Genomic DNA, 20,367 nt, shown 5'->3' on the forward strand with positions numbered 1-20,367 from the left:
GCCCTTGAAACAACCGACCTTCGCCGATGTCCTGCGCAGCGAGGCGCGGCTGACCTTCTTCCAGTTCGGCCGTCTCCGTCCTCCAGGCGGCAGACGGTGGTCCCGCTCCCAGCAGGACGCGCACGTCCTGGAACGGGCACGGACCTTCCTCGACGAGCGGGTGATCGGCCGAGTGCTCGCCGCCTACGGAGTTCCACAGGCCGAGCGGGCCCTGCGGATTCTCGACGCGGCCCGTGCTCTGGTCGAGGCGGAGGCGGAGGGGCAGACGGTACGGGCCAGCAGCAATCCCTTTCAGGAAGAGGGCCTGTATTACCTCCCCCCATCCGCCCTGATCGTGGTGGGCCGACCTGCCAGCCGACCGAGCGAACCGGCCTGGATCAGCCCCCCGCCCACCGTGCCTGAGGAGGAGTACCGACCCCCGATCGATCTGGCAGCCCTCGCCGCGCAGCCGGAGTCGTCCGTGCCGCCTTCCCCTGCCCAAGGTCCCGAACGTGAAACCGGACCCGAGGCGGTGATCGTCGACCTCTCACCCGATGCACAGACCACGCCTGCTGTCGACGTGTCCCACCCAGGGTCCAGCCAGAACGGGGGACCCGGGACCCTTCCGGAGCGTGGAACGTCCCGGCGGATGTCCATCTCCGAAGCGCTGCTGCAACTCGGGTACGGAGGAGTGGAAACCTCGGAACTGTCGGACCCGCGCCTGGAACAGACTCTCCTGAAGAGCCGGCGGATCAGTGAGGACTTGGCCTTCCGGGCGCTGGCCCTCTCGCGTGGTCTCCCCTTCGTGGACGTCCGTTTGGACCCGCCACGCGAGGACGCCGCGCACCTGCTCGACGAACCCACCTGCAGGACGTACCGGGTGTTCGGGCACCGGTTGGAGGACGGGACGTTCTCCGTCCTCACCGACCAGCCGCACCGCGAGGCGGTCCTTCGGAAGGTCGCAGCCGAACGCAGCGGGCAGCCACGTGTGGAAGTGCTGGTGACGGAGTCCACGGCGCTCGACCGCCTGCTGGAGGGAAACGACACCACGCCCCCTCAGGTTGAGGAGTCGGTCCACCAGGAGCAGGCCGGGGAGTCTCACCTGACCCTCCTGCTGGCGGCCGACACGACCATACAGCCGGGTGAGGTCACCGACTATCTGGGGACCGACTTCGACCCTGATCTCCACGCCCTGCTGCTGGCCTGTCTGGCCCACGCGCATGGGCGGGTCGTCGTGCTACGGGTGCCGGGCACGTCGGCCTGGCCCCTGGAGACGGCCCCGACTGAACGCCGTTACCCCACCCTGGCGCGCGAGGATGCGCGGGCGCTGGTGTGCACGGGTGGCTGGCCGGATGAGGACGGCGAGCGGCTGACCGCCGAGTGGACGGTCGGCGGGGCAGGCGCCGTCCTGCGAGCGTTGGGGCCCGACGGCGAGGTAAGGTTCGAGAGCCTAGTGCTGGAGCGTGGACCATTCGAAGGCCTGTCACTCCCCAATCCTTGGGAGGCAGAGGGGAGGAGGCGCGGATACCGGGGATTATTCAGTAGGTCGTAGGCGAGCGGCCTTTTCCTCCTTATTACACGATTTGTCTCCCAGGGAAGGAAGTCTAAAAGTATGCTAGGCTGGGGTCGGTACCCCACCTTGCCCGCACTGGGGCCTAACGGGGCGCGTGACCGCCACTTGCACAGTGAGCAGCCGCAGAAGTGAGTAGGACAATACCAGTGCTGTTAATTACTTCTGCGCTAGGAATCACATGAGTGCATTTGTCATGGTCGCACGTCCCCTTGCTGCGTCTCTTCGACCCCTGCTTGCTGCAAGAAGGATTTCTTTATCTCACGGGCAAGCCCTTGAAATTACAGCGCGGCTATATGGCTACCGTGAGTACCGGGTAGCTCTGGCACGAGAAGAGGGAGGCGAACGACGCATTATTAGCGCTACCTTTGGCAAAGGTAGCTATGCTACACGTGCGAAATCCGTCCTTCAGGAACTACACGCCGCTCTCGCTCTATCTCCCACCTCACCGCAGGAGAGCGACTCGCTGGCATCGGCCGTCTTGGTTGTTCACGACATGCATGTTGCTGAACGACTACAGGCAGTTGACGTTTTGCAGCGTCTTGCACACTCCAGCGCGTCAGTTGTAATCCTAGGAGAGGACATATCTGTGACCTCTGCCCTATTACGTACATTGACCCGGATGAGAGCTGAGTTTGTGGGAGCTGCCCTTGGTGTCATTGATCACGACAACACTATGCTTGGTGGTCTGCGTGGTACGTATGCCACACCTATAAGTGGGCGGCACTTCGTACGAAGGGATTTTCTCGATGAGATTAGACAAGCCACACGTAACCATTCATGTGAACACATTGCAGGCGTAGACCTTACACGCAACTGGGATGGGCAACAGGCTGGCGAGTGGAGAATGGCGCTTGCCAAGGCTTCAAGCCTGCTCACCTCTGCCCATCACGAACCTGCTTGGCGCGCCCACACTCACCTACATTTACCGATCACTTTAGCATTAGCTGACGATCACGTGTATTCGATTTAAATACAAAACCGTCTCCACCCTACAACTGACGACTGTACGAATTTTACCTTTTGAAAATCAAGTGAGGCATTTGTCGCTTGATTTAAAATTTACACTGTTAGTGCAGTGCTAGGGTTTCCGCAGACAGTTCAAAAGATAAATGCTTTTCTACATAGCATCCCTGATGGATAGACATGCCTTGAAATTTATCCTTACAGCAGCGCCCGCGTCCCGTGCAGGGGCTCAACGTCCTGCACTTCCAGCCGGGAAAAGCGGCGCTGCGCTCCTTGACGACGCTGCAACACACCCCAGGTGTCGAGGTAGTTTCCCTTGCCCTGCCCGGCGAGCACGACCGCCAGCTCCCCGTAGGCGGCCAGTTCCAGTGGCACCAGCTGAGTCTCCGTCCCCTCCGCCCGCTTCGGCGTGAGCCCCAGTCGAATGTTCGTCACCGGCACTTCGTTCTCCAGGCGCTGGGCCTGCGGTGGGGTAATCAACACCCCCCGCGCCCGGACCCGCCAACGGGCACGAAGCAGCCGCGCGGCCCCGCCGCCGTCCAGTTCCAGGCGGACGTGCTCGCTGGGCAGGCGCGCCGCATCCTGAACCACGATGACGATCTCACCCTCATACGCGGCCAGCACGCCCGTTCCGCTGATCGCCTCGCCCGCGCCCAGCGTCCCCAGCCGTCCTGCCAGACGACCCGCGGCAACACAGGGCTGGTAAAAGACCGTCCGGATCGACGTCCCGTCCTCCCGAGACCGCTCGAACTCTCCGGCCAGGGTGAACGTGGCGAACTGGCCGCCGGGTTTCAGGACGCCCGGACGCGCGAGCGCAGCGGTGAACTCGGCGGAGGTGCCGTGGGTCAGCGTCAGCATGGTGCCATCCTGGGGGGAGGTCAGGTTGGAAGGCACGAAGTCCAACCTGACCCGGCGGCACACTGGCCCCATGCGACGACGACTTCTCTCCCTCACGCTGGGGGCGCTGCTCACCCTGGCCCTTCCCGCCCGGGCCGTCTCCCAGCCCGCCCTGGCCCTGCAGCACCTGCCCGTCGTGTATCAGGGCTGGAACGACTGCGGCCCGGCGAGCATCGCGATGGTGCTGGCGTATTACGACTTCACCGTCCCGGTGCAGACCATCAGCCGGGCCACCAAACCGTCCCCGGGCAGCTACATGCAGGTGGAGGCCATCGAGCACTTTGTCGGCCGCTACGGCCTGCGGGCCGTGCAGATCCGAGGCAGCCAGATTCCCTTGCTCAAGAATCTGATCGCGCTGGGTGTGCCCAGCATCGTCTTGCAGTACTCCCAGGAAGTCGGCAAGGTGCCGCATTTCCGCGTGATCCGTGGGTTTGACGACCGCTGGAGTGAACCCCATCGAGCGGACCGCGGGGCAAGTCAGGTCTGGGCGGCAGTGTAACGGGCGGCGAACTCGGCAGGTGGGACGTACCCCAGGCTGGAGTGCAGTCGGCGGCGGTTGTACAGGTCCGCAATACAGCAGTCAATGTGCCGCCGGGCATCGTCCAGATCGACGTACTCTTGCAGATCGACCTCCTCGGTCTTGAGGGTCTTATAGAAGCTCTCCATCTTGGCGTTGTCATACGGGTTCCCCGTTCTGGACATGCTCGGTGTGATATCCGCGGACCGCAGGCGGTCCACGTACACCCGGCTGGCGTAGTGGGCAGATTCAAGCGGTCGTCGCAACAGCAGCATGAATGGCGTGCAGCGCGTGTTCAAAGGCCTCCTGGGGCGTTCGCCAGCCAAGTACCCGACGAGGTCGGGCGTTCAGGGTGGCGGCTACGGCGGCAAGGTCGTCCGCGCTGTGGACGCTCAAGTCCGTGCCCTTTGGGAAATACTGACGCAACAGTCCGTTCGTGTTCTCGTTCGTGCCCCGCTGCCACGGGCTCTGCGGCTCGCAGAAATAGACGGCAACCCCGGTTTCGCCACGCAACCTCGCGTGCTGGCTCATCTCGGCACCCTGATCCCACGTCAGCGACCGACGGAGCTGCTCCGGCAGGGGAGTGAGTGCGCTCTTCAGCGCGTCACGCACCGATTCGGCGCCGTGTCCGGCCAACGCCGGGCCATTCTTGACGCGAACTTCCACGCCGTGGCTAGGCAGGCGGGGCAGATGCAGCAACAACGTGCATCGTGTCGAGCGCTCCACCAGCGTCCCGATGGCGGAGCTGCCCAGGCCAAGAATGAGGTCGCCTTCCCAGTGGCCCGCCACCGTCCGATCCGCCGCTTCTCCTGGACGCTCTTTGAGCATGACTTCGGGGGTGACGAACGCCTTGGCCTGTCGGGCGCGTCGCGCCCGAGGAACACGGAGTGGCCGACCGGTCCGCAGACAGGTGACCAGCTCACGGCGCAGCCCACCCCGCCCTTCGATGTACAGCGCCTGATAAATGGCTTCGTGGCTGATCCGCATGGTGTGGTCGTCCGGGAAGTCGAGCCGCAATCGGCGGGCGATCTGCTGTGGACTCCACGCACTGGCCCAGCGGCGACTCTGTCGCCGCCCGTGCCGACGGCCCTTGAACGCCACAATCGGCCCGGGAATACTCACCCCACTGGGGGCGGTGATCTGCCCGGCCAGGCGATCTTGCACGTACGTCCGCAGCGCCACGTTCGTCACGAGTTTGGCCGGTTTCGGTCGGCGGGCCGACCGTTCGGCGTGCCACTGGGCGGTCGTCGCCCGGTACTCCAGGCCGCCGCCACGCGTGGCGGCGTTGCGTCGTAACTCCCGCGAGATTGTCGATGGTGCCCAGCCCAGGTGCCGGGCGATCTCCCGGACACCATGACCTTGTGCTCGGCCCAGCGCGATCTCTTCCCGCTGGGCGAAGGACAGATACCGCCCTGACGGCGCGGCGTTCCAGGGGGCCAGCGTTGTGGGGGGCATACCACCTGCCTCTCGAAACCATCGCGCGCCCACGGCGGGCGAGACACCGACGGCTGTGGCTGCATCTTCACTCGCCTGACCTGCTGCGATCAACACCCAGAACTGCCGCTGGTGCTCTCGTCGGGCGACGCTTGGCCGTCCTGGTGAATGCAGCTTCCGTCGCCCCGCAGCATCTGACTTTCGCTTCCCCGTCCCCATCACAACCCCTTTTTCGAGGTGTTGCGACGACCGCTTGAATCCACCGTGCACCCCCTGGTCCGAATGATGCAGGAGCCCCGGGGCAGGACAACGCGCTCGCAGCGCGTTGTCCTAGGCCGCCAGCGGTAAGTCCGCATCAATGAACCTGGACATGGACCAGCCGACGACCTCACGGGTAAAACCGTCCAGCACGCAAGCCAGGTAGACGAAGCCCCGCTGAACCCGCACGTAGGTTAGGTCAGCCTGCCACACCTGATCCGGCCGCACCGGGATGACTTCGCGCAGCAGGTTGGGGAACCGTGCCCCTTGGTGGTTCGAGTCGGTCGTGACCCGGTAGCGGCGCCTCTGGCGGCACAGCAAGCGGCGTTCCCGCATGACCCGCAGCACCCGTTTGTGGTTGGCCCGGCGGCCTCGCCGGGCCAGCTCGCGGGTCACACGCCGATACCCGTACCCATTGAACTCCTCCACCACCGCCTCGATGTCCTGCAACAGCGCCTGGTCGGGGTCTACCTCCTCCCGGTGCTGCTGTTGGTAGAACCACGAGCGGCTGACCCCGTGCAGTTCACACAGGCGACGTACCGACACCTCCGGATGCGCGGAGCGCGCATCCTCGATCCTAAAAGTGCCTGGTTTCGAGCGGTACGTCGCCAACGACTTTTTCAGAATGGTGTTCTCCAGCGACAACTGCCCGCAGAACCGCTCCAGCTCGGCAATCCGCTGTTCCAGCGTCTGGTCGGGTTTGGCCTGGTCGGTGAAGGCCGCTTCCCCACGGGCCTCCACCTCCTTACGCGACTCGGTGAATCAGGCTGGGTGACAGGGCGTGTTCCCGGCAGAGCTGGGCGGTCGTCTTCTGGCCGCTTCCAATCTGGGTGACGATCTCCAGCTTGAACTCGCGGCTGTGGGTGCGTCCGGGCATACGGGCTCCTTCGGTGCCGTCAGCCTACGGGCTGACGGGGGCGAAGTGCCTTGCCTCCTGGTCCGCTTCTGGGGGGTCACTCCACGCCTCTCCCGGCTGTACCTGGCGGACCCCCTGATCGGATACGCCTACATCTCTTACCAGGACTTCGACACCCTCTGGAACACCCAGGGCCGGATCAGCGTCGCGGTCTATCCGCCCGCCATGCACGCGCAGGTGATGAGGGCGGTGGGCGTGGGGGGTAGCACCCCGTCACATTTCTCCGGTGCGGTCACGCCGGGGAGGTACGCTTTACGGCATGAACGTCGACCGGCAGCGGGCAACGGACCTGCTTTACGAGAGGCCCTACGGCGACGGGGCACGGTTTTTTCTTCCCGACGAAACAGGGCGGCCGGTCGAGGTGGAGCGGCTCCCCCCCACGGTCTGGCGGGCCCGGCAGCGGGTGATCGGCATGAACTTTCTGCCTGACCCGGACTACCTCAGTCTGGTCACGCTGTTCGTCCCCGTCTGGGAGGGAGCTGACCCGCCCCTGCTTTACGAGACGGTGCTGGTGCGCGGCGACGAGGGTGAAGTGGTGGCGCGGGCGGCCACCGTCGAGGCCGCCCGCGCCAACCACCGCACCTTCCTCACCCAACTCTGTGAGCGGTATGACCTCCCCACGCCATCTGAAGAAGTGCCCGGACCGTGAACGCGGTCGAGAGGACGTCCTCCCCCGGCGCAGGCAGACCGAAATGGGAGCAGGCCTGGGCGAGCGTGAAGACGTCAATGTCCTGCTCTTCCAGCCTGCTGCGCAGGCAGAACACCGGCTGGCGGCTCAGCCGCATCCAGGCGGCCTCCCGGGAGGCGCCCGGCGTTCGGAACGCGAGCAGTTGCGCCGCCCAGCAGGAAGCGTCCCAGGTGGCCAGGGCCTGCCCAGCAGAAAGGTCCAGGGAGCGCTCTAGCACGGCGGTCACGCAGGGGTCACGGCGGCTCGTTGAAGTTGCGTAGGCGACCACCTGCCCGTCCTTCCCTAAGAGCGCCGCGCCCGGGGCGGACCACGATGTGCCCTCGGGAGCCAGCACGAGCACCGGCGGCGGGGCCATCTCGGGGTCCACGGACGCCAGCGCCTGGTAGACGGGAACGCGGCGGCGTACCCGCGGCACATAGCCGACTTGGGGGCCGACCGGTCGCAGGGTGTAGGGAGGCGTTTCAGTCCAGTCCAGAGGGAAGACGAGCATGAGGGCAGTATGGGTTCACCCCAGGTTGGTGACCTTCCCGTCTCAGGTGTGGTCACTGCTCCAGGCAGGAAACCCGGAATCCACGGCACGCAGCCGGACCAGCACCTCCTGCGCCTCGCGCGGGTCGGCCTCCTTCTTCAAGCGCGCCAGGATGTCGTGGCGGAGGTCGTTTGGGGTGAGGAACATCCAGGGTTGCTCCAGGGCCAGGGGTCCCCGGTAGAGGCCCAGCAACCCACGCAGGGTGGCGCCGCGCAGCTCGCGAAGGTCGCAGCGGGCCCGCACTTCAGGAGCCAGGCGGTAGCCTCCATCCACCCGGGCAACCAGGTCGCATGCCTGACCGAGCACGGCCTGCAAACGTGAGCGCAGCCCTCTGAGCGTGACGGCCAGGTACACCCGGGGTCGCCGGGAATCGCTGAAGAGCGTCTCCATCAGCTCACCCGCCGAGTGGACTTCGCTGTCACACAGGTACGCCAGCAGGGCCAGCGCCCGGGGCGGCAGTTCCAGCACCCGGCCGTCCAGCCGGACCAGTGGCGTTCCCAGCAGGCGGACCTCCAGGGTGTGATGCTCGGGTGGGCGCTCCTCGACCGGGGGCAGGCCGTACCCTGCCGGAGAGATCTCCAGGGAGGTACACCCGGGCAGAGGGTCGTCCAGGAGGACATCGGCCGCGCTGTCCGGAACCCGTCCGCATGGGCTCCCGCCCCTCCAGGGAAACCAGTTCCGCCAGGTGGTCACGACGGCCGCACCGTACACCTGCTCGTGGCCCTCCCGCCCACCGTGGACCAGCGCCCGCACCAACGCACTCTCACGGAGCGCGACGGGGCGCTGGGAGGTCGGCGGCGGCGTCTCACTCAAGCAGGCCCGCAAGACCGCCTTGAGGTCCGACAGGGCGGGCTCCACCCAGGGGTCACGGGGCGAGAGCGCCTCGAGCTGTCCGACCAGCGAGAGCGCCGCCGAGTATTCGTGGCGGTGCACGTGCAGCAGACACACCCGGAGACCGGCCTGCACCTCCAGGGTCTGGTAGCCTCCCAGGCGCGCTTCCTCAAGGGCACGCCGGGCCTGCCCGGGCGCCTCCTCCTCACCGTCACCCAGCCGCAGCTCGCGGTGAGCCAGGTGTGCTTGCAAGAGAGCCCGGCTCGCACCGTACCAGCGCCCGACTGGAACGGTCACACGCGGCAACTGCCGCAGCAGCAGGCGGGCTTCCCGGAGTTCGCCGAGATCGACCAGGAGATGCAGCAGCTCGAAGGTCACCGTCAGGTCCGACAACGCCAGCGGCAGGTTGTAGCTGTAAACCATCTGCGCCTGACGCGCCGCGTCCCCTGCGGCCCGAACGTCACCGAGACGCAGGCAAGCACTCGCCCTCGCGACGTAGAAGACCCCGACCTCTTCGGCGGGCAGCCCCACCGCGGCGGCTGAGGCGGTCTGCAACTCCATCAAAGCGGCACCGGGGCGGCCCTGCGCCACGAGACACAACGCACGCCAACCCAGCGCGCGCAGGCGCGGCGCGCTCCCCTCCGGCGAGGCCCTCACCGCCTCGCTGAAGACGCTCTCGGCCTGATCCAGCCGGCCGAGGCGCAGCAACATCTCCCCCACGACGAGGCTCGCTTCCGGTTCATCGGCGCCCCGACGTTGTGCGTGCTGAGCCACACTCAGGGCACGGCCCACCTCCTCCTGATGGGTCGCCAGCCCGTCTTGTGCGCGGGCGAGCAGCAACTGCTCGTCGGCGGTCAGTCGGTTGAAGAAGGGTTCCAGGTGAGCCCGGACCTGCGACCAGTTGCGCTCACGCGACCAGATGGGAAGCCGGGTGCGGGCCAGCGCCAATACCCCCTCCTCATCCCCGATCTCACTGCGCAGCTCCAGAGCGCGGGTCGGCTGGGTCGCCTCGATGAGCGTCGCTAGCCGCTCGCTGTACTTGCGAAAGTCGTCCGCGTCCGTCCGGCGCAACTCCTCAAGCATCGCCTCACGCAGCAGCGCCGGGGGAGCCACTCCGTCGCCGTGAGGACGGAGCGGGAAGCCCAGTTCCTCGAAGCGGCGGAGATAGTTGCGGGGAAGACCGAGCGCCTTGCACACTTGGCTGCCGGTCTGACGGTGCCAGACGTCCAGCAGCGCCGCAGGCAGGAGCCCGAGGTCCTCGGGGGCGAGGCGTCCGACCAGTTGCTGGGTGTACTGGTCGGGCTGACCTTGCCCCCCCGCCATGATCAGGGTCGGTGCGGGCCAGCCGTCATACGGGTTGTCCGGCACCCCCAGAGCAGCGGCCTCCTGCGAGGTGAACTCCAGGTCTTCCCGCCCCAGGACCGTGACCTCCGCGGGAAAGTGCGCGGCGAGCGGCTCGTATCCCGAAACGACCACCTGGACCAGGGGGGAGACACGCACTGCCAGTTCCGCGACGAAGGTCGCTGCCTCCTCGCCGTCGACGCCGTCGATCAGCAGGGTAAAGGGAACCTCGGCGTACAGGAGGTCCTCAGCCACCGCCTGCGCGAGGCCGAAGGCGCTGTACAGGTCCCCGGCCGCATATGTCGAGGCCAACCCCTCGAACATCCGGCGGCCCGTCACACGCATGATGGCGCGGGTGAGGCGGTTGGCGAGGTGGAAGGGGCGCCGGTCGTCAGGCGAACAGGTCAGCGCCACCACCTGCTGACCCTGCAGGGTGAGTTGCGCCTGGTAGGTCTCGATCAGTCGGCTCTTCCCGTAGCCGTGAGGTGCCGCCAGGACGGCGACCGGCGCCGCCAATCGTGCCAGAAGGTGGGGCCGCGGCAACAGCGGCACCGGGCTCACTGCATTCAGACGTCCAGCCATCCTCGCATTTCTCCTCCTCTCAAATCTCCAACGGCGACTCCCGTAACGGCAGAATTGACCCAGACAAGTTGAGCCACTGGGAACCAGTTCTAAAAACGCTAGACAAGTTAGACACGGAGACGATCAGGTTCTTTACCAGTTCTTAATCTATCGACCGTTATGTCAGCCATCTCAGGACAAGAGGCGTCCTCTATCGAGCATCCAGTCAAAGGCCCAACAGTTAGGGCGAGGAAAGAATGCTTAAACACGATATAGCCCTGCTCCTTATCTAGACGATTTAAATTTTTTCCGTAATAACAGCGTTGTGGACGTGATTTCAAAAGAACGCCGCAGAGTTCCGAGTATGGCGGGCACCATGCGCGCGAGATGCGAGCCGACCTACGCCCCCTGTGCCTTGAACTGAGCCGAAACGGAACCACCGCGGCGGAGATGTACCAGCTCTGCCGTGGGCAGCCGGGTGCACCGTCACTGCGGACCTGCCGTCAGGCGCTGGTCACGTTGACCGAGGAGTGCACCCTGCATGCCCACGGGGGCAACGTCAAGGTGTACTTCCTGCGAGAGGACCTCCCCCGACGCTTGCAGGACTGGCGAGTCCGGCTGCAGGCACGCGTGACCGAAGTGCTGGCAAGTGTTGGCACCTGGGCCGACTTCGCGCAGTTGCGACAGGGGCTTGCGGAAGTTCCGGGGGGTTACGGCGGGGATCCGACGCTGCTGAGTGACGTCTTGCAGGATCTGCCTGACGTCGAGCGGCAGACCGTGCGGCTGCGGCGAGACGAGATCACCCGGTATCGGCTGCGCCCGCCAGCGCAGCGCCCGGCGCTGGACCCGGCACTGATCCAGCGGGCAAGCGAGGCGGCGTCCACCCTGCTCCATCCGGACGGACCACGGCGCTTTTCGGGGGTGGCGTTTCGCAACGCTCTCAGCGTGGCCCGGGAGGTGGCGGAGCAACTGCTCGCGCACCTGGTCGGTGGCGGGCTGATCCGCGCCATCGAGGGGTGCCTGATTGCCACCTTCGAGGCGGCACCGAGGCGGCCGGGCAGGCCGCGTCCTCCCCAGCCTCGCTGCCGCGTCACCCGCGCCCTCCCCCGTCCCCTGCGGTCCCGGTCGCTGCGGCCGCTGCTCACTCCCCCGGTTGCTGAGGAAGCCCCCAATGCGGCTCAAAACCGGAGAGCCGAGCCTCCTCGACCCACCCGACGAGGCTGGGTTGACGCTGGGCGAATGGCGCGTGAACACCTCCTGGGACACGACCCACGGCACACGCAGCGTCTGCGCCGGACGGAGCCGACCCACAACCCAGCACCTCACTCCGTCCTTGCGCGGGCCAGCCCCTCCCGCGCAGGTGTGGATTCACGCCGATGGCAACCGGCAGGGGAACCTGATCGGGGTTTGCAGGGACGAAGCCATCTTCCCAGAGGAACGCCGCCTCACCTTCGAGCGTGCCCGCCAAGGTCACCAACAACGTCACAAGGAGCCCCATGCCTGCTGAAGCCAGCAAACGTCCCGAGCAGCGCCTGTACCTCCAGTTCTCAGGCCAGGACCTCACCGTCATGCACGTCCGCAACGAAGGCAAGACCGGGCACTACTTCACCGTGCCGGTGCAGGGCCAGGGTGAGGAGGAACAGCGCCTCAGCGCACTCCTCACCGCCCTGGGCAGCGTGCCGTTCCACAACCTGGTGTACGTCCACACCAATCTGCACACCCTGCGCGAACAGTTGCGCCGTCCGCCGAGCGGGTGGCCGAAAGAACTCAAGGCGCTGCTCCAGAGAAAGTCGCTGCAACTGCGGGTGGGCACCCTCACCCGGCTCGACGGCTTCTGGCAGGACATCCTTGCCCAGGCGGAGGGCGGGACTCTCCCACGCATGAACGGGCTGAACCACTACCACCTGCACACCTACGCCGTCACCGACGGCCTGCAGACGCACGTGGCCGGACTGCTGTACGGCGAAGGCGAACTGCACCTCTACGACGGGCGGGTGCGGGGTGAACAGCTCTGCCAGACCGAACTGGAGGCGGCCTGCTGGGCCCTCGACCTGGTCGCTCCCAGCAAGACGGTCGAGCTGCGGCACCAACACCCAACCTCACAGCGCTTTTGGGAGGACGCCGAGAAGTACCTGAGCGATTACCCGGATGTCCAGCCTTTGGCGAAACGAATCGGGCGGCTGATCGAGGAGAAGAACCTGCGTTTCAACGTGCCCCAGACCCGCCTCGACGACACCCTCGCCCGCGCCGTGCGCTGGTACACCGGGCGCAACCTGGCATGACCGAGGACACGCTCGAACTGCTGCACGCCGGGGGCCTGCTGAGCGAGGAGGAGGCCGACACGGCCCTCCGCGCCCAGCAGACCCTGGGAGGCACGCTGCTGCGCGTCCTGGAACGCACCGCGGCCGACACCCACGACCTCTGGCAACGTCTGGCCCGGCTGCATGGCCGCCCGGTCTACACCCGCCTGAACGACATCGAGACGGTCGAGGAAGCGATTCACCGGCCAGGCGGCGGGGTGGAACCGATGCTTCCCCGTCCCCTCGCGCTGGACACCCTTACCCTGGCACAGCGGCGCGAAGGGGAAACCTTGCGCCTGCTCTCCCCCGACCCTTTCCTCGACCTCAGCGACTCGCGGCTCCAGGAACGTGCACACGCGATTTCACTGACCGGAGGCGGGGACCTCGCCTGCTCGGTCGTGCCCCCCGACCTGTACCGCCGCTGTCTGCGCCTCACCTATCCCGAGGCGCTGGCCGGGCCGCTGAGTCTGGCCGACCGCCTCGCGGTCACCGGACTGATCCCCGGGGCAGAGATGCGGCCGTACCAGGGCCGGGAAGCGGGGCTGCTGGGTGACGGCTTGATCAGTGAGGACGACTACGCGGTCGCCCTGGCCGACCACCTGAAACTCCCCCTCTACCGGCACGCGCCCGTGACGCTCGAAGAACACCTCCTGCCAGAGGAGGCCATCCGTCGGCACGACCTCTATCCCCTGCGGCTGGACCGGGAGCAGGGCACACTGGTGGTCCTGACGGCCACCGCGCCCGACGACCTCCTCGGTCTCCACCTGCGGCGCCTGAGCGGCTGGCCCGTGGCCTACGAGATCACCACCCGCACCGTCATCCGCAGCCTCATTCAGAAACGAGGACGGCCCCATGCACATCACTGACCTGACCGATGTGACGGCTCAATTCGACCACCCCGGCTATCTTCAGCTGTACCTCCAGCGTTTTCAGGAGGCGTTCTCGCAAGGCCGATTCGACGCCATCCCCGGGAAGGAGCAGACCCTGCGCTGCGGGAGGCACCGCCTGGACTTCCCGTCATACGCGATCCTCGACGATGAGCGGTTCCGGCGGTGGCACAAGGAGACGGTCGCGCAGGTGCTCGATTTCCGGCACGACGAGGGCAAGGTCGCGACGCGCGAGACCTACGCCGGTTGCACGCCGGAAATGTTCGCCCTGCTGGCCGGCAAGGCCCGGCAGCTCCAGGGCCATGACGCGGGCAAGGACCCCGGGAAGGAAAGCGGCGAGAAACCAGCCCGAGGGAAAGCGCCTCCTGCCCAGGTCCTGCCGGCCACACCCGCAGGGACGAACACCGAGACGACGGGGGACCAGTCGGACGAGCGGCAGTCCGCATGAACCTGCTGGAACAGGCCCGGCGTGCCCTGGAGGTGGGGTGGAATGTGATCCCGGTTCATCCTTTCAAGGGGCCGCACACCGTCATGGTCGAGACGGGGCACTACACCATCAACGACGAGGGGAAGCGGGTGCCTGCCTGGCGGGGATTCCAACAGGAGCGGGTCAGCCTGGACCTGCTGCGCGAGTGGTTCCACCCCCGGCGCCGCGTCCCGGGCATGGCGGGCGTCACCGGAATGGTCAGCAGCCGGGTGGTGATCGACCTGGACGGAACGGCAGGCTGGGCGCTCCTGAAGGAGTGGGGCCTTCCCCCCAGCGCGCTCTCGGGGGGCGGGTCCCCGCACCTGTACTTCCCGCATCCGGGTTGGAAAGTCCGGACGCTCGCCAGCGGCAGCTTCAAGAACCCACCGTTCCCCGGACTGGATGTGCGGGGGGATGGCGGGATGATCGTCCTGCCACCGAGCGTTCTGGCCAACGGGAGGTACCAGCTCCTCAGCGAGGAGTTGCTCGACCCCGCGTGTCTGCCCGAAGCGGTGGCCCTGTGGACAGGCCTCACCTGCCCGCCCCCGCCGGAGCTGCCGGAACTCGACCCGAGCAAGCTGGGGGCCGGGGAGGACGCGCCGACCCTGTTGCGGGAGGCGCTGAGCCGGGCTTCCGGCGCACGAAACAACGCCGGGTACTGGCTGGCCCGTGAACTGAAAAAGGCGGGGTACGCTCTGGAGGACGCCCGGCCCGTGATGATGGACTACGCCGACGGGGTCGGGCAGCAGGGCGCACACGCACACGGTCGCCATGACCCCTACACCCGCCGCCACGCGCTCTCCAGCCTGGAGAGCGCGTATCGCGCGCCCGCGCGCCTGAAGCCGGCGCGCAGAAGCGGGACGGTCACGGACCCACTGGATGCGGCCCGGCGCGTGCTGCCGCAGCTCACCCTGGAAGAGCGCGTCCAGCTCGCCCGGCTCATCGCAGCCACCTACGCCCGCGAGAGCGAGGAGCGCGCCGCGGGCGCCCTGCGAAGTCTGGGGTTGAACCCTGCTCTGGCTCGGGAGGCCGCCGTGCAACTCCAGCAGGGCGTGAGTCTTCCGGGGAGGCAACGCCTCATTCTGTTCTTGAGGAAAAGGAGATGAGGAGTACACTCAGCTCATGTTGCTCTCGGTGGGGAACTCACGCGTGATGCTCAAGGAGAGGCACGACGAGCTGAACCTCGCCCGTCTCAACCTGGTCCTGGCGCAGAACCGCACCACGCTCAAGGGCTGGCGCAAGGAACTCGCGCTCGACGCGCTGGGCACGATGACCGTCGAGTGCACGGCCGACCTCAACGACGTGGTGCCGCACGGGATCGACAACGATGTGTTGCTGGGCCTGATCAGCGCTGCCGTGCTACAGAACACGAGACCGGGCGGCGAGATTCGCATCAGCGCCAGCGAACTGCTGAAGCTGAGCTGTCTTCCGGACAACGCCAGGAGCTACGGCGAGGTGCAACGTGCCCTGCACCGGCTCAAGCGCAGCACCTTCACCATCACCGAGTGCTGGTACGACCAAGGCAAGCGCGACTGGCGGACAGTGGATTTCAACTTGGTCGCCAAGCACTGGCAGGCAGACAACACCGAAAAAGTCGAGGACATCGGCCGTTGGCAGGCGAAGACGCTGCTCGTCATTCGCCTCGACCCGGAGCTGATGCAGAGCATTCGCTCCGGGTACGTTCGACCCCTCGACAGCGCCCTGCTCGGCCGGCTCAAGCAGCCGATGAGTCGCAGTGTTTACCGGGCGCTCTCCATGCTCCGCACGAACCTTGCCGAGAACGGCACGCCACCCAGGGAAGTCAAACTTCCCCTCCTGAGTTGGGCTGAGCACCTGGGACTGTCGCACCAGATGGACGGCCGCAACCTGCCCTCCCTCATCGAGCGCGCCCTGATCCCTGCCCACGAGGCGTTGATGGAAAGCGGCTACCTCGCCGCCGTCGCGACCGAGGGGCGGGGGCGGCAAAAAACCTTCACGTACACCTTCGTTGAGGAAGAGGTGCGGATGGCCGATCCGGAGGCGGCCCAACTCTTGTCGCAGTATCTCAGCAGCAAGGCTGCCCTGGAATTGGCCGTGCAGTACAGCGCAGCGCACGTGCATCAAACCCTGACGCGTTTCGAGGCCTTGATGAAGACCGCCTACAAGGGCAAGGTCAAGAACCGTCAGGGGCTCCTGGTGGATATGCTCCGCGACCCGGACAAGTACCCGGTGGAGGTCCAGGAGAAACCGTCCAGTGCGCGGCGGCCTGCTCCTCTACCCCTGCCCACACCCGATGAGGAAGACCCGGCCCCGGTGGAGAGGAAACCAGAGTCTGCACTCATGGCCCTTGGGCAGAGGTTCGAGGAAACAGGTGCCCTCCGGCCCCTGCGTGACCGGGCTGTGAAGCTGTACCTGGATGGGCGCGTCAGCACCCTGGACCTTCTCCAACTGCGTTCGCTCGAAAGGCCCCAGATTGAAGGCCAGATCTCAGGTTGGGAGCATCCCACCCCCTGATCCCGTCTCTGCTCAATTCACTGTGGTCCCCGGCAGAGCAGATGACGGGGGCCTTCCCTTTTCGCTGCTCCACCTTTGCCTCCGACATTTTGTGGGACTTGGCAGACAGAGGCAGGAGGACTCCCTCCGACACTTTGCGGGACCGACGGCAGGAGCCTCCGACACTTTGTAGGAGTCGCCTCCGACACTTTGCGGGATAGCGTTGAAATGCCCTCCCAGCCCCTCCGACACTTTGTAGGAGCTGCCTCCGACACTTTGCGGGATAGCGTTGAAACGCCCTTCCAGCCCCTCCGACACTTTGTAGGAGCCGCCTCCGACACTTTGCGGGACTCAGGGGGGCCGTCCTGGGAGTCCTACCGACACTTTGCGGGATGGACCGGGTTGTCCTCCGACACTTTGTAGGACCCGCCTCCGACAGTTTGTAGGATCACTCCGAAAAAGGCGCGCCAGGCCGTACTCCGCCTGGGCGCCCTGATGATGATCATCATATTTTTTCTACTCTTTTTTCTTTTTGAAGAATCAACAGTCAGGAAGACCATCCCGGTTCAGGACATGGCACCAAGTAGAACCCACAAAGTAGGAATCCTCCACCGTGTCTTCGTCGGCTTGGTCCAGTGGTGGCCCTGAGGGGCTTAGCGGGGGAGCAGCGTGGTCCGGTGGACCCTTTACCCCCAAAGGCTCGCGGGGGCCCGCACGGCCCACATAAGTGGCATAAAGGCGAACGGCACTCCCCCTGCCGTAGTCCCTGGCACCGATCTGCCTCCCCTGCTATGCTCGACTCACCAACGGGATACCCTGTTGAACCCACCGGCGCGGCAACGTGCGCGGCGGACCTCATGCTGGCCTCCCCGAGGAGGCTCCCGGCTCACCCGAGCCCTTCTAGTGCAGCGGCACCCCACATTTGCAGATGTGGAGTGCCACCGTTTCCTTCCCGCGCGGGAAGGGGTTGTTTCTCTCCGAGACTCGCGGTCAGGGTCGAGGGGCGACCAACCCCCCTGACCGCGAGCGAAAGGAAACGAGATGAGTGTACAGGATGTGGCGGTTTTCCCCGTCAGCCTCGTCGAGCTGCTGGCCCGTGCTCGCAAGCAGCCCGGGGCAAACATCGACGAGAAGGTCTACGGGGCGCTCCTCGCCCACGAGGACACCGCCGCGTGGCTCCAGGCGATGGTGCCCCTGGCCTTCAAGAAGGGTGTGGCCGTCAAGGCCGTGCCCGCCGCAAGAAGCCAGTGGGAATCCAAGGCCCGGGACGTAGTCATCCGCGCCGTCTTCGCCACCGCGAAGAATGTCAAGGAAGGCGATGTCATGGTGCCTGGGCGCGGCAAGATGTTCGTCCGTCGGGACGACATGCTCCAGCCCAGTGTCCACTACGGCCTGACCCGGGGCGACGTGGATTACACGGCACTCGCCGCGCTGCAGAGCCTGCATGGCGTGGGCTACACGCTCGACGCCGAGGAGGTGCAGGCACAAGCCCACGCCGCTGAAGCCCAGCGAGACTGGGCACACGCCGAGCACGAGTTGCAAGGGGTGGACGCTGACCTCAAGGCGCTCGGCATCTTTGCCGACAACGCTGAGGAAGCTGCCGCGCAACTGCTGGCAGCGGGGAACCCTGACCCCGAACTGCTGGCCCGGCTCGAAGCCCTGGGCTGCGGCTACAGGGGGAATCCCGTACGCGATTATGGGACGTTTCAGGCGCGAGCCTGGTACGAGCCGGACCCGCAGCCGGGTAGAAGCGTGCAGCCCCGCGCCCTTCACCCCAGGGTGGAAGAAGCGCTGGCCGGCGCCCTGTTCGTCACGGGTGACTGGGAGAGCCTCCGGGTGCCCCGCGCCCTCAAGGCCGAGGCATTCGACCGGCTGGTCGAGCTCCTCACTGCCGCGTTGCAACGCAAGCAGGTGCCGGTGGTGGCCGCCGACACCGACGACCTCGTCGGCAAGGCCGCCGTCATGGCCGCCCGCCGTCTCGGCCTGAAGACCGTGGCCGTGCAACTTGCCGGGTGGGATTTCAAACCTGCCCGTATGCAGTTGCGCTGGTGCGAGCGGATGCCCAGCGGCGCGGACGTTCCGGTGACCCGTGCGGAACTGCAGGTGCGTCTCGCCGAGCTGGTGGGCAAGATGTGCAGCCTTGGAAAAGTGGATGAGATCCTCGCCCACAATCTTGCCCGCCAGGGCAAGCCCAGGGCGGCGCTTGACACCTCCTGGACCAGGCACAACGGTCTGTACTGACCCCTCCCAGGGCCTCTTGGTCCGTCGCGCCCCACGCAAGACCGGGGGCGGCGCGAGACGCGGGTCCCCCGGCGAGGAGCACAGGAATGTCCCCCAAGTTCGATGCCCTGCTGGGCCTGCTCAGCAGTATCGGCTGCATGGTCTTCGCCCTGTTCATCTTCTTGCAGTACTTCACGGTCCCAAGGGAGTGAACGCATGAGTCTGCCAGCCGCAGCCGTGACAACTCCCCTGCTCCTCTATGGAGCGTACATCGGCTTCCTCCTGTTCTGGCGGACCTTTTTCCGCAGGTAAACTGCCGCAGCGCCTCCAACCACAGTTCTCTTCTGGGCGTCCGCGCGCCCGTCACCCCTCTGCAAGACCGGGGGTGTGACGCGAAACGCGCCCCCGGCAAGGAGACCTGCGATGGACAAGACGATCCTGCTGGGCGACCTCACCGCCCTGCGCCCCAGCCACCCTGGCGTGACCGACTTCCTGACCGGGAAGTTCGTGATTGCCGGAACCGGACACCGGCCCGACAAACTCGGTGGGTTCAGCCTGGAGGCGCTCGAAGCGCTCATTGAAGTTGCCAGGGGTTACCTCCTCAAGCTCAGGCCCGACGTCGTCATCACGGGAATGGCGCTCGGCTGGGACACCGCCCTGGCGGCCGCCGCTCTCGGGCTGCGGATTCCCTACGTCGCCGCCTTGCCGTTCCCCCGCCAGGCCTCGCGCTGGCCGCAACTCGACCAGGAACGCCACCTCGGTCTCCTGAAGCGTGCCGCGCTGGTGGTCTGTGTGGGTTCGGACGACCTGGCCGATGCGGACATCCGCTCGGCGATGCAGTGGCGCAACGAGTTCATGGTCGACCATGCTCACCTGCTCCTCGCGTGTTTCGACGGCAGCGCCGGTGGCACCGCGGGCTGCGTCAAGGACGCCGTGGAGCAGGGCAAAACAGTCGTCAACACCTACCGGAAGTGGGAAGAGGTGACACGCCCGATGCAGGCCGAGCAGGTCGTGCCCACCGCGACAGTTCACCACCCCGAGTTCGGCAGTGGTGTTCTGCGCGGCAAGACCGAGATGAAGCACGGCCCGTGCCTTATCGTGGATTTCGAGCGTTGCACCGCCATCGTCCCTGAGGCGAGCGTGCGTGGGCAGGTGAGGGCAGCCTTGGAAGAAGACCTTCCGCAGATCGTCCACCCGAAGTTCGGAGAAGGCACTGTTCTCCAGAAGGTCGTCACCGTGCTGGGCGAGATGACCCGGGTGTCTTTCGAGATTGGAACCCGGACGCTTTTGACCCCCACGGAACGACCCACGAGCCATCCCCTCCGCGAGCGCGCGCCAAATCCCCTGGCCTTCGAGATCGGGCAACAGGTGGCCCACCCCATTTACGGACGGGGTGACATCCTCGCCGTCAGCTCGACCGCGCTGGGAGAAGCCGCGACCGTCGCTTTCCCGAGCAGCACCCAGAAACTCCTGATGACCAGCCTCCAGCCGGTCTAGTTCCAGCAAGGGCCAACTTCCCCCGGGCCACCCGCGCG

17 protein-coding genes are annotated in these 20,367 nt (G+C 66.2%); 10 read left to right on the forward strand and 7 right to left on the reverse strand.

Annotation, left to right across the window (positions count from 1 at the left end; translation table 11 throughout):
* Nucleotides 1-4: 4 nt before the first annotated feature.
* Complete coding sequence (locus DAETH_RS23710; protein WP_264778680.1) at nt 5-1,531, forward strand: GspE/PulE/PilB domain-containing protein; 1,527 nt, start codon at nt 5-7, stop codon at nt 1,529-1,531.
* A 1,182-nt stretch (nt 1,532-2,713) separates the two neighbouring features.
* Here the strand turns inward: DAETH_RS23710 and DAETH_RS23715 are convergent.
* Nucleotides 2,714-3,373, reverse strand: a complete 660-nt coding sequence (locus tag DAETH_RS23715) for a single-stranded DNA-binding protein (RefSeq protein WP_264778681.1) — start codon at nt 3,371-3,373, stop codon at nt 2,714-2,716.
* 70 nt (nt 3,374-3,443) lie between these two features.
* On the opposite strand from DAETH_RS23715, the gene DAETH_RS23720 reads away from it, so the two are divergent.
* The gene (locus tag DAETH_RS23720) at nt 3,444-3,911 is read left to right on the forward strand and encodes a C39 family peptidase (RefSeq protein ID WP_264778682.1); all 468 of its coding nucleotides are present in this window, start codon (nt 3,444-3,446) and stop codon (nt 3,909-3,911) included.
* On the opposite strand, the gene DAETH_RS23725 is transcribed toward DAETH_RS23720, so the two are convergent.
* The 4 genes from DAETH_RS23725 to DAETH_RS23740 all read right to left on the reverse strand — a co-directional run bounded on the left by DAETH_RS23725 (nt 3,890) and on the right by DAETH_RS23740 (nt 6,498).
* Nucleotides 3,890-4,204 carry an integrase core domain-containing protein gene (locus tag DAETH_RS23725; protein ID WP_264778898.1) on the reverse strand — a complete coding sequence of 105 codons (315 nt, stop codon included), beginning with the start codon at nt 4,202-4,204 and terminating at the stop codon, nt 3,890-3,892. The genes DAETH_RS23720 and DAETH_RS23725 overlap by 22 nt on opposite strands.
* Nucleotides 4,179-5,582 (reverse strand): IS30 family transposase, encoded by a 1,404-nt coding sequence (locus tag DAETH_RS23730; protein ID WP_264778683.1) that lies wholly within the window; start codon nt 5,580-5,582, stop codon nt 4,179-4,181. Before DAETH_RS23730 ends, DAETH_RS23725 begins: the two co-directional genes overlap by 26 nt.
* A 111-nt stretch (nt 5,583-5,693) precedes the next feature.
* Nucleotides 5,694-6,362, reverse strand: coding sequence for an IS3 family transposase (locus DAETH_RS23735; RefSeq protein WP_264778684.1), 669 nt, complete (start codon nt 6,360-6,362; stop codon nt 5,694-5,696).
* A 4-nt stretch (nt 6,363-6,366) separates the two neighbouring features.
* Nucleotides 6,367-6,498, reverse strand: a complete 132-nt coding sequence (locus DAETH_RS23740; RefSeq protein ID WP_264778685.1) for a transposase — start codon at nt 6,496-6,498, stop codon at nt 6,367-6,369.
* A gap of 298 nt (nt 6,499-6,796) precedes the next feature.
* Here DAETH_RS23740 and DAETH_RS23745 point away from each other — a divergent pair, with 298 nt between their 5' ends.
* Complete coding sequence (locus tag DAETH_RS23745; protein WP_264778686.1) at nt 6,797-7,186, forward strand: hypothetical protein; 390 nt, start codon at nt 6,797-6,799, stop codon at nt 7,184-7,186.
* Here DAETH_RS23745 and DAETH_RS23750 read toward each other — a convergent pair.
* Nucleotides 7,125-7,715: a hypothetical protein gene (locus tag DAETH_RS23750; RefSeq protein WP_264778687.1), complete on the reverse strand. Its 591-nt coding sequence runs from the start codon at nt 7,713-7,715 to the stop codon at nt 7,125-7,127. The two genes, DAETH_RS23745 and DAETH_RS23750, sit on opposite strands and share 62 nt — an antisense overlap.
* Nucleotides 7,716-7,757: 42 nt before the next feature.
* Complete coding sequence (locus tag DAETH_RS23755; RefSeq protein WP_264778688.1) at nt 7,758-10,508, reverse strand: hypothetical protein; 2,751 nt, start codon at nt 10,506-10,508, stop codon at nt 7,758-7,760.
* Nucleotides 10,509-11,983: 1,475 nt separating this feature from the next.
* On the opposite strand from DAETH_RS23755, the gene DAETH_RS23760 reads away from it, so the two are divergent.
* The 7 genes from DAETH_RS23760 (at nt 11,984) to DAETH_RS23790 (ending at nt 20,329) form a co-directional block, all read left to right on the forward strand.
* Nucleotides 11,984-12,769, forward strand: coding sequence for a hypothetical protein (locus tag DAETH_RS23760; protein WP_264778689.1), 786 nt, complete (start codon nt 11,984-11,986; stop codon nt 12,767-12,769).
* A complete protein-coding gene (locus tag DAETH_RS23765; protein ID WP_264778690.1) occupies nt 12,766-13,653 on the forward strand; it encodes a hypothetical protein in 888 nt (295 codons plus the stop codon). The genes DAETH_RS23760 and DAETH_RS23765 overlap by 4 nt, the downstream gene beginning before the upstream one ends.
* Nucleotides 13,640-14,122 carry a hypothetical protein gene (locus DAETH_RS23770; RefSeq protein WP_264778691.1) on the forward strand — a complete coding sequence of 161 codons (483 nt, stop codon included), beginning with the start codon at nt 13,640-13,642 and terminating at the stop codon, nt 14,120-14,122. Before DAETH_RS23765 ends, DAETH_RS23770 begins: the two co-directional genes overlap by 14 nt.
* Nucleotides 14,119-15,246 (forward strand): bifunctional DNA primase/polymerase, encoded by a 1,128-nt coding sequence (locus tag DAETH_RS23775; protein WP_264778692.1) that lies wholly within the window; start codon nt 14,119-14,121, stop codon nt 15,244-15,246. The genes DAETH_RS23770 and DAETH_RS23775 overlap by 4 nt, the downstream gene beginning before the upstream one ends.
* Nucleotides 15,247-15,262: 16 nt before the next feature.
* A complete protein-coding gene (locus DAETH_RS23780) occupies nt 15,263-16,633 on the forward strand; it encodes a replication initiator protein A (RefSeq protein WP_264778693.1) in 1,371 nt (456 codons plus the stop codon).
* 1,020 nt (nt 16,634-17,653) lie between these two features.
* Nucleotides 17,654-18,853 (forward strand): hypothetical protein, encoded by a 1,200-nt coding sequence (locus tag DAETH_RS23785; protein ID WP_264778694.1) that lies wholly within the window; start codon nt 17,654-17,656, stop codon nt 18,851-18,853.
* 402 nt (nt 18,854-19,255) lie between these two features.
* Nucleotides 19,256-20,329, forward strand: a complete 1,074-nt coding sequence (locus DAETH_RS23790) for an LOG family protein (protein WP_264778695.1) — start codon at nt 19,256-19,258, stop codon at nt 20,327-20,329.
* Nucleotides 20,330-20,367 lie beyond the last annotated feature (38 nt).

The sequence above is a fragment of the Deinococcus aetherius genome (assembly GCF_025997855.1).
In the GTDB taxonomy this organism is placed as follows: domain Bacteria; phylum Deinococcota; class Deinococci; order Deinococcales; family Deinococcaceae; genus Deinococcus; species Deinococcus aetherius.

What these genes read in the sequence shown, in the direction of transcription:
- DAETH_RS23730 (WP_264778683.1), bottom strand. Translation starts at nt 5,582, where the DNA reads ATGGGGACGGGGAAGCGAAAGTCAGATGCTGCGGGGCGACGGAAGCTG.
- DAETH_RS23785 (WP_264778694.1), top strand. Translation starts at nt 17,654, where the DNA reads ATGAGTGTACAGGATGTGGCGGTTTTCCCCGTCAGCCTCGTCGAGCTG.
- DAETH_RS23745 (WP_264778686.1), top strand. Translation starts at nt 6,797, where the DNA reads ATGAACGTCGACCGGCAGCGGGCAACGGACCTGCTTTACGAGAGGCCC.
- DAETH_RS23720 (WP_264778682.1), top strand. Translation starts at nt 3,444, where the DNA reads ATGCGACGACGACTTCTCTCCCTCACGCTGGGGGCGCTGCTCACCCTG.
- DAETH_RS23770 (WP_264778691.1), top strand. Translation starts at nt 13,640, where the DNA reads ATGCACATCACTGACCTGACCGATGTGACGGCTCAATTCGACCACCCC.
- DAETH_RS23755 (WP_264778688.1), bottom strand. Translation starts at nt 10,508, where the DNA reads ATGGCTGGACGTCTGAATGCAGTGAGCCCGGTGCCGCTGTTGCCGCGG.
- DAETH_RS23775 (WP_264778692.1), top strand. Translation starts at nt 14,119, where the DNA reads ATGAACCTGCTGGAACAGGCCCGGCGTGCCCTGGAGGTGGGGTGGAAT.
- DAETH_RS23760 (WP_264778689.1), top strand. Translation starts at nt 11,984, where the DNA reads ATGCCTGCTGAAGCCAGCAAACGTCCCGAGCAGCGCCTGTACCTCCAG.
- DAETH_RS23725 (WP_264778898.1), bottom strand. Translation starts at nt 4,204, where the DNA reads ATGCTGCTGTTGCGACGACCGCTTGAATCTGCCCACTACGCCAGCCGG.
- DAETH_RS23790 (WP_264778695.1), top strand. Translation starts at nt 19,256, where the DNA reads ATGGACAAGACGATCCTGCTGGGCGACCTCACCGCCCTGCGCCCCAGC.
- DAETH_RS23780 (WP_264778693.1), top strand. Translation starts at nt 15,263, where the DNA reads ATGTTGCTCTCGGTGGGGAACTCACGCGTGATGCTCAAGGAGAGGCAC.
- DAETH_RS23715 (WP_264778681.1), bottom strand. Translation starts at nt 3,373, where the DNA reads ATGCTGACGCTGACCCACGGCACCTCCGCCGAGTTCACCGCTGCGCTC.
- DAETH_RS23750 (WP_264778687.1), bottom strand. Translation starts at nt 7,715, where the DNA reads ATGCTCGTCTTCCCTCTGGACTGGACTGAAACGCCTCCCTACACCCTG.
- DAETH_RS23740 (WP_264778685.1), bottom strand. Translation starts at nt 6,498, where the DNA reads ATGCCCGGACGCACCCACAGCCGCGAGTTCAAGCTGGAGATCGTCACC.
- DAETH_RS23765 (WP_264778690.1), top strand. Translation starts at nt 12,766, where the DNA reads ATGACCGAGGACACGCTCGAACTGCTGCACGCCGGGGGCCTGCTGAGC.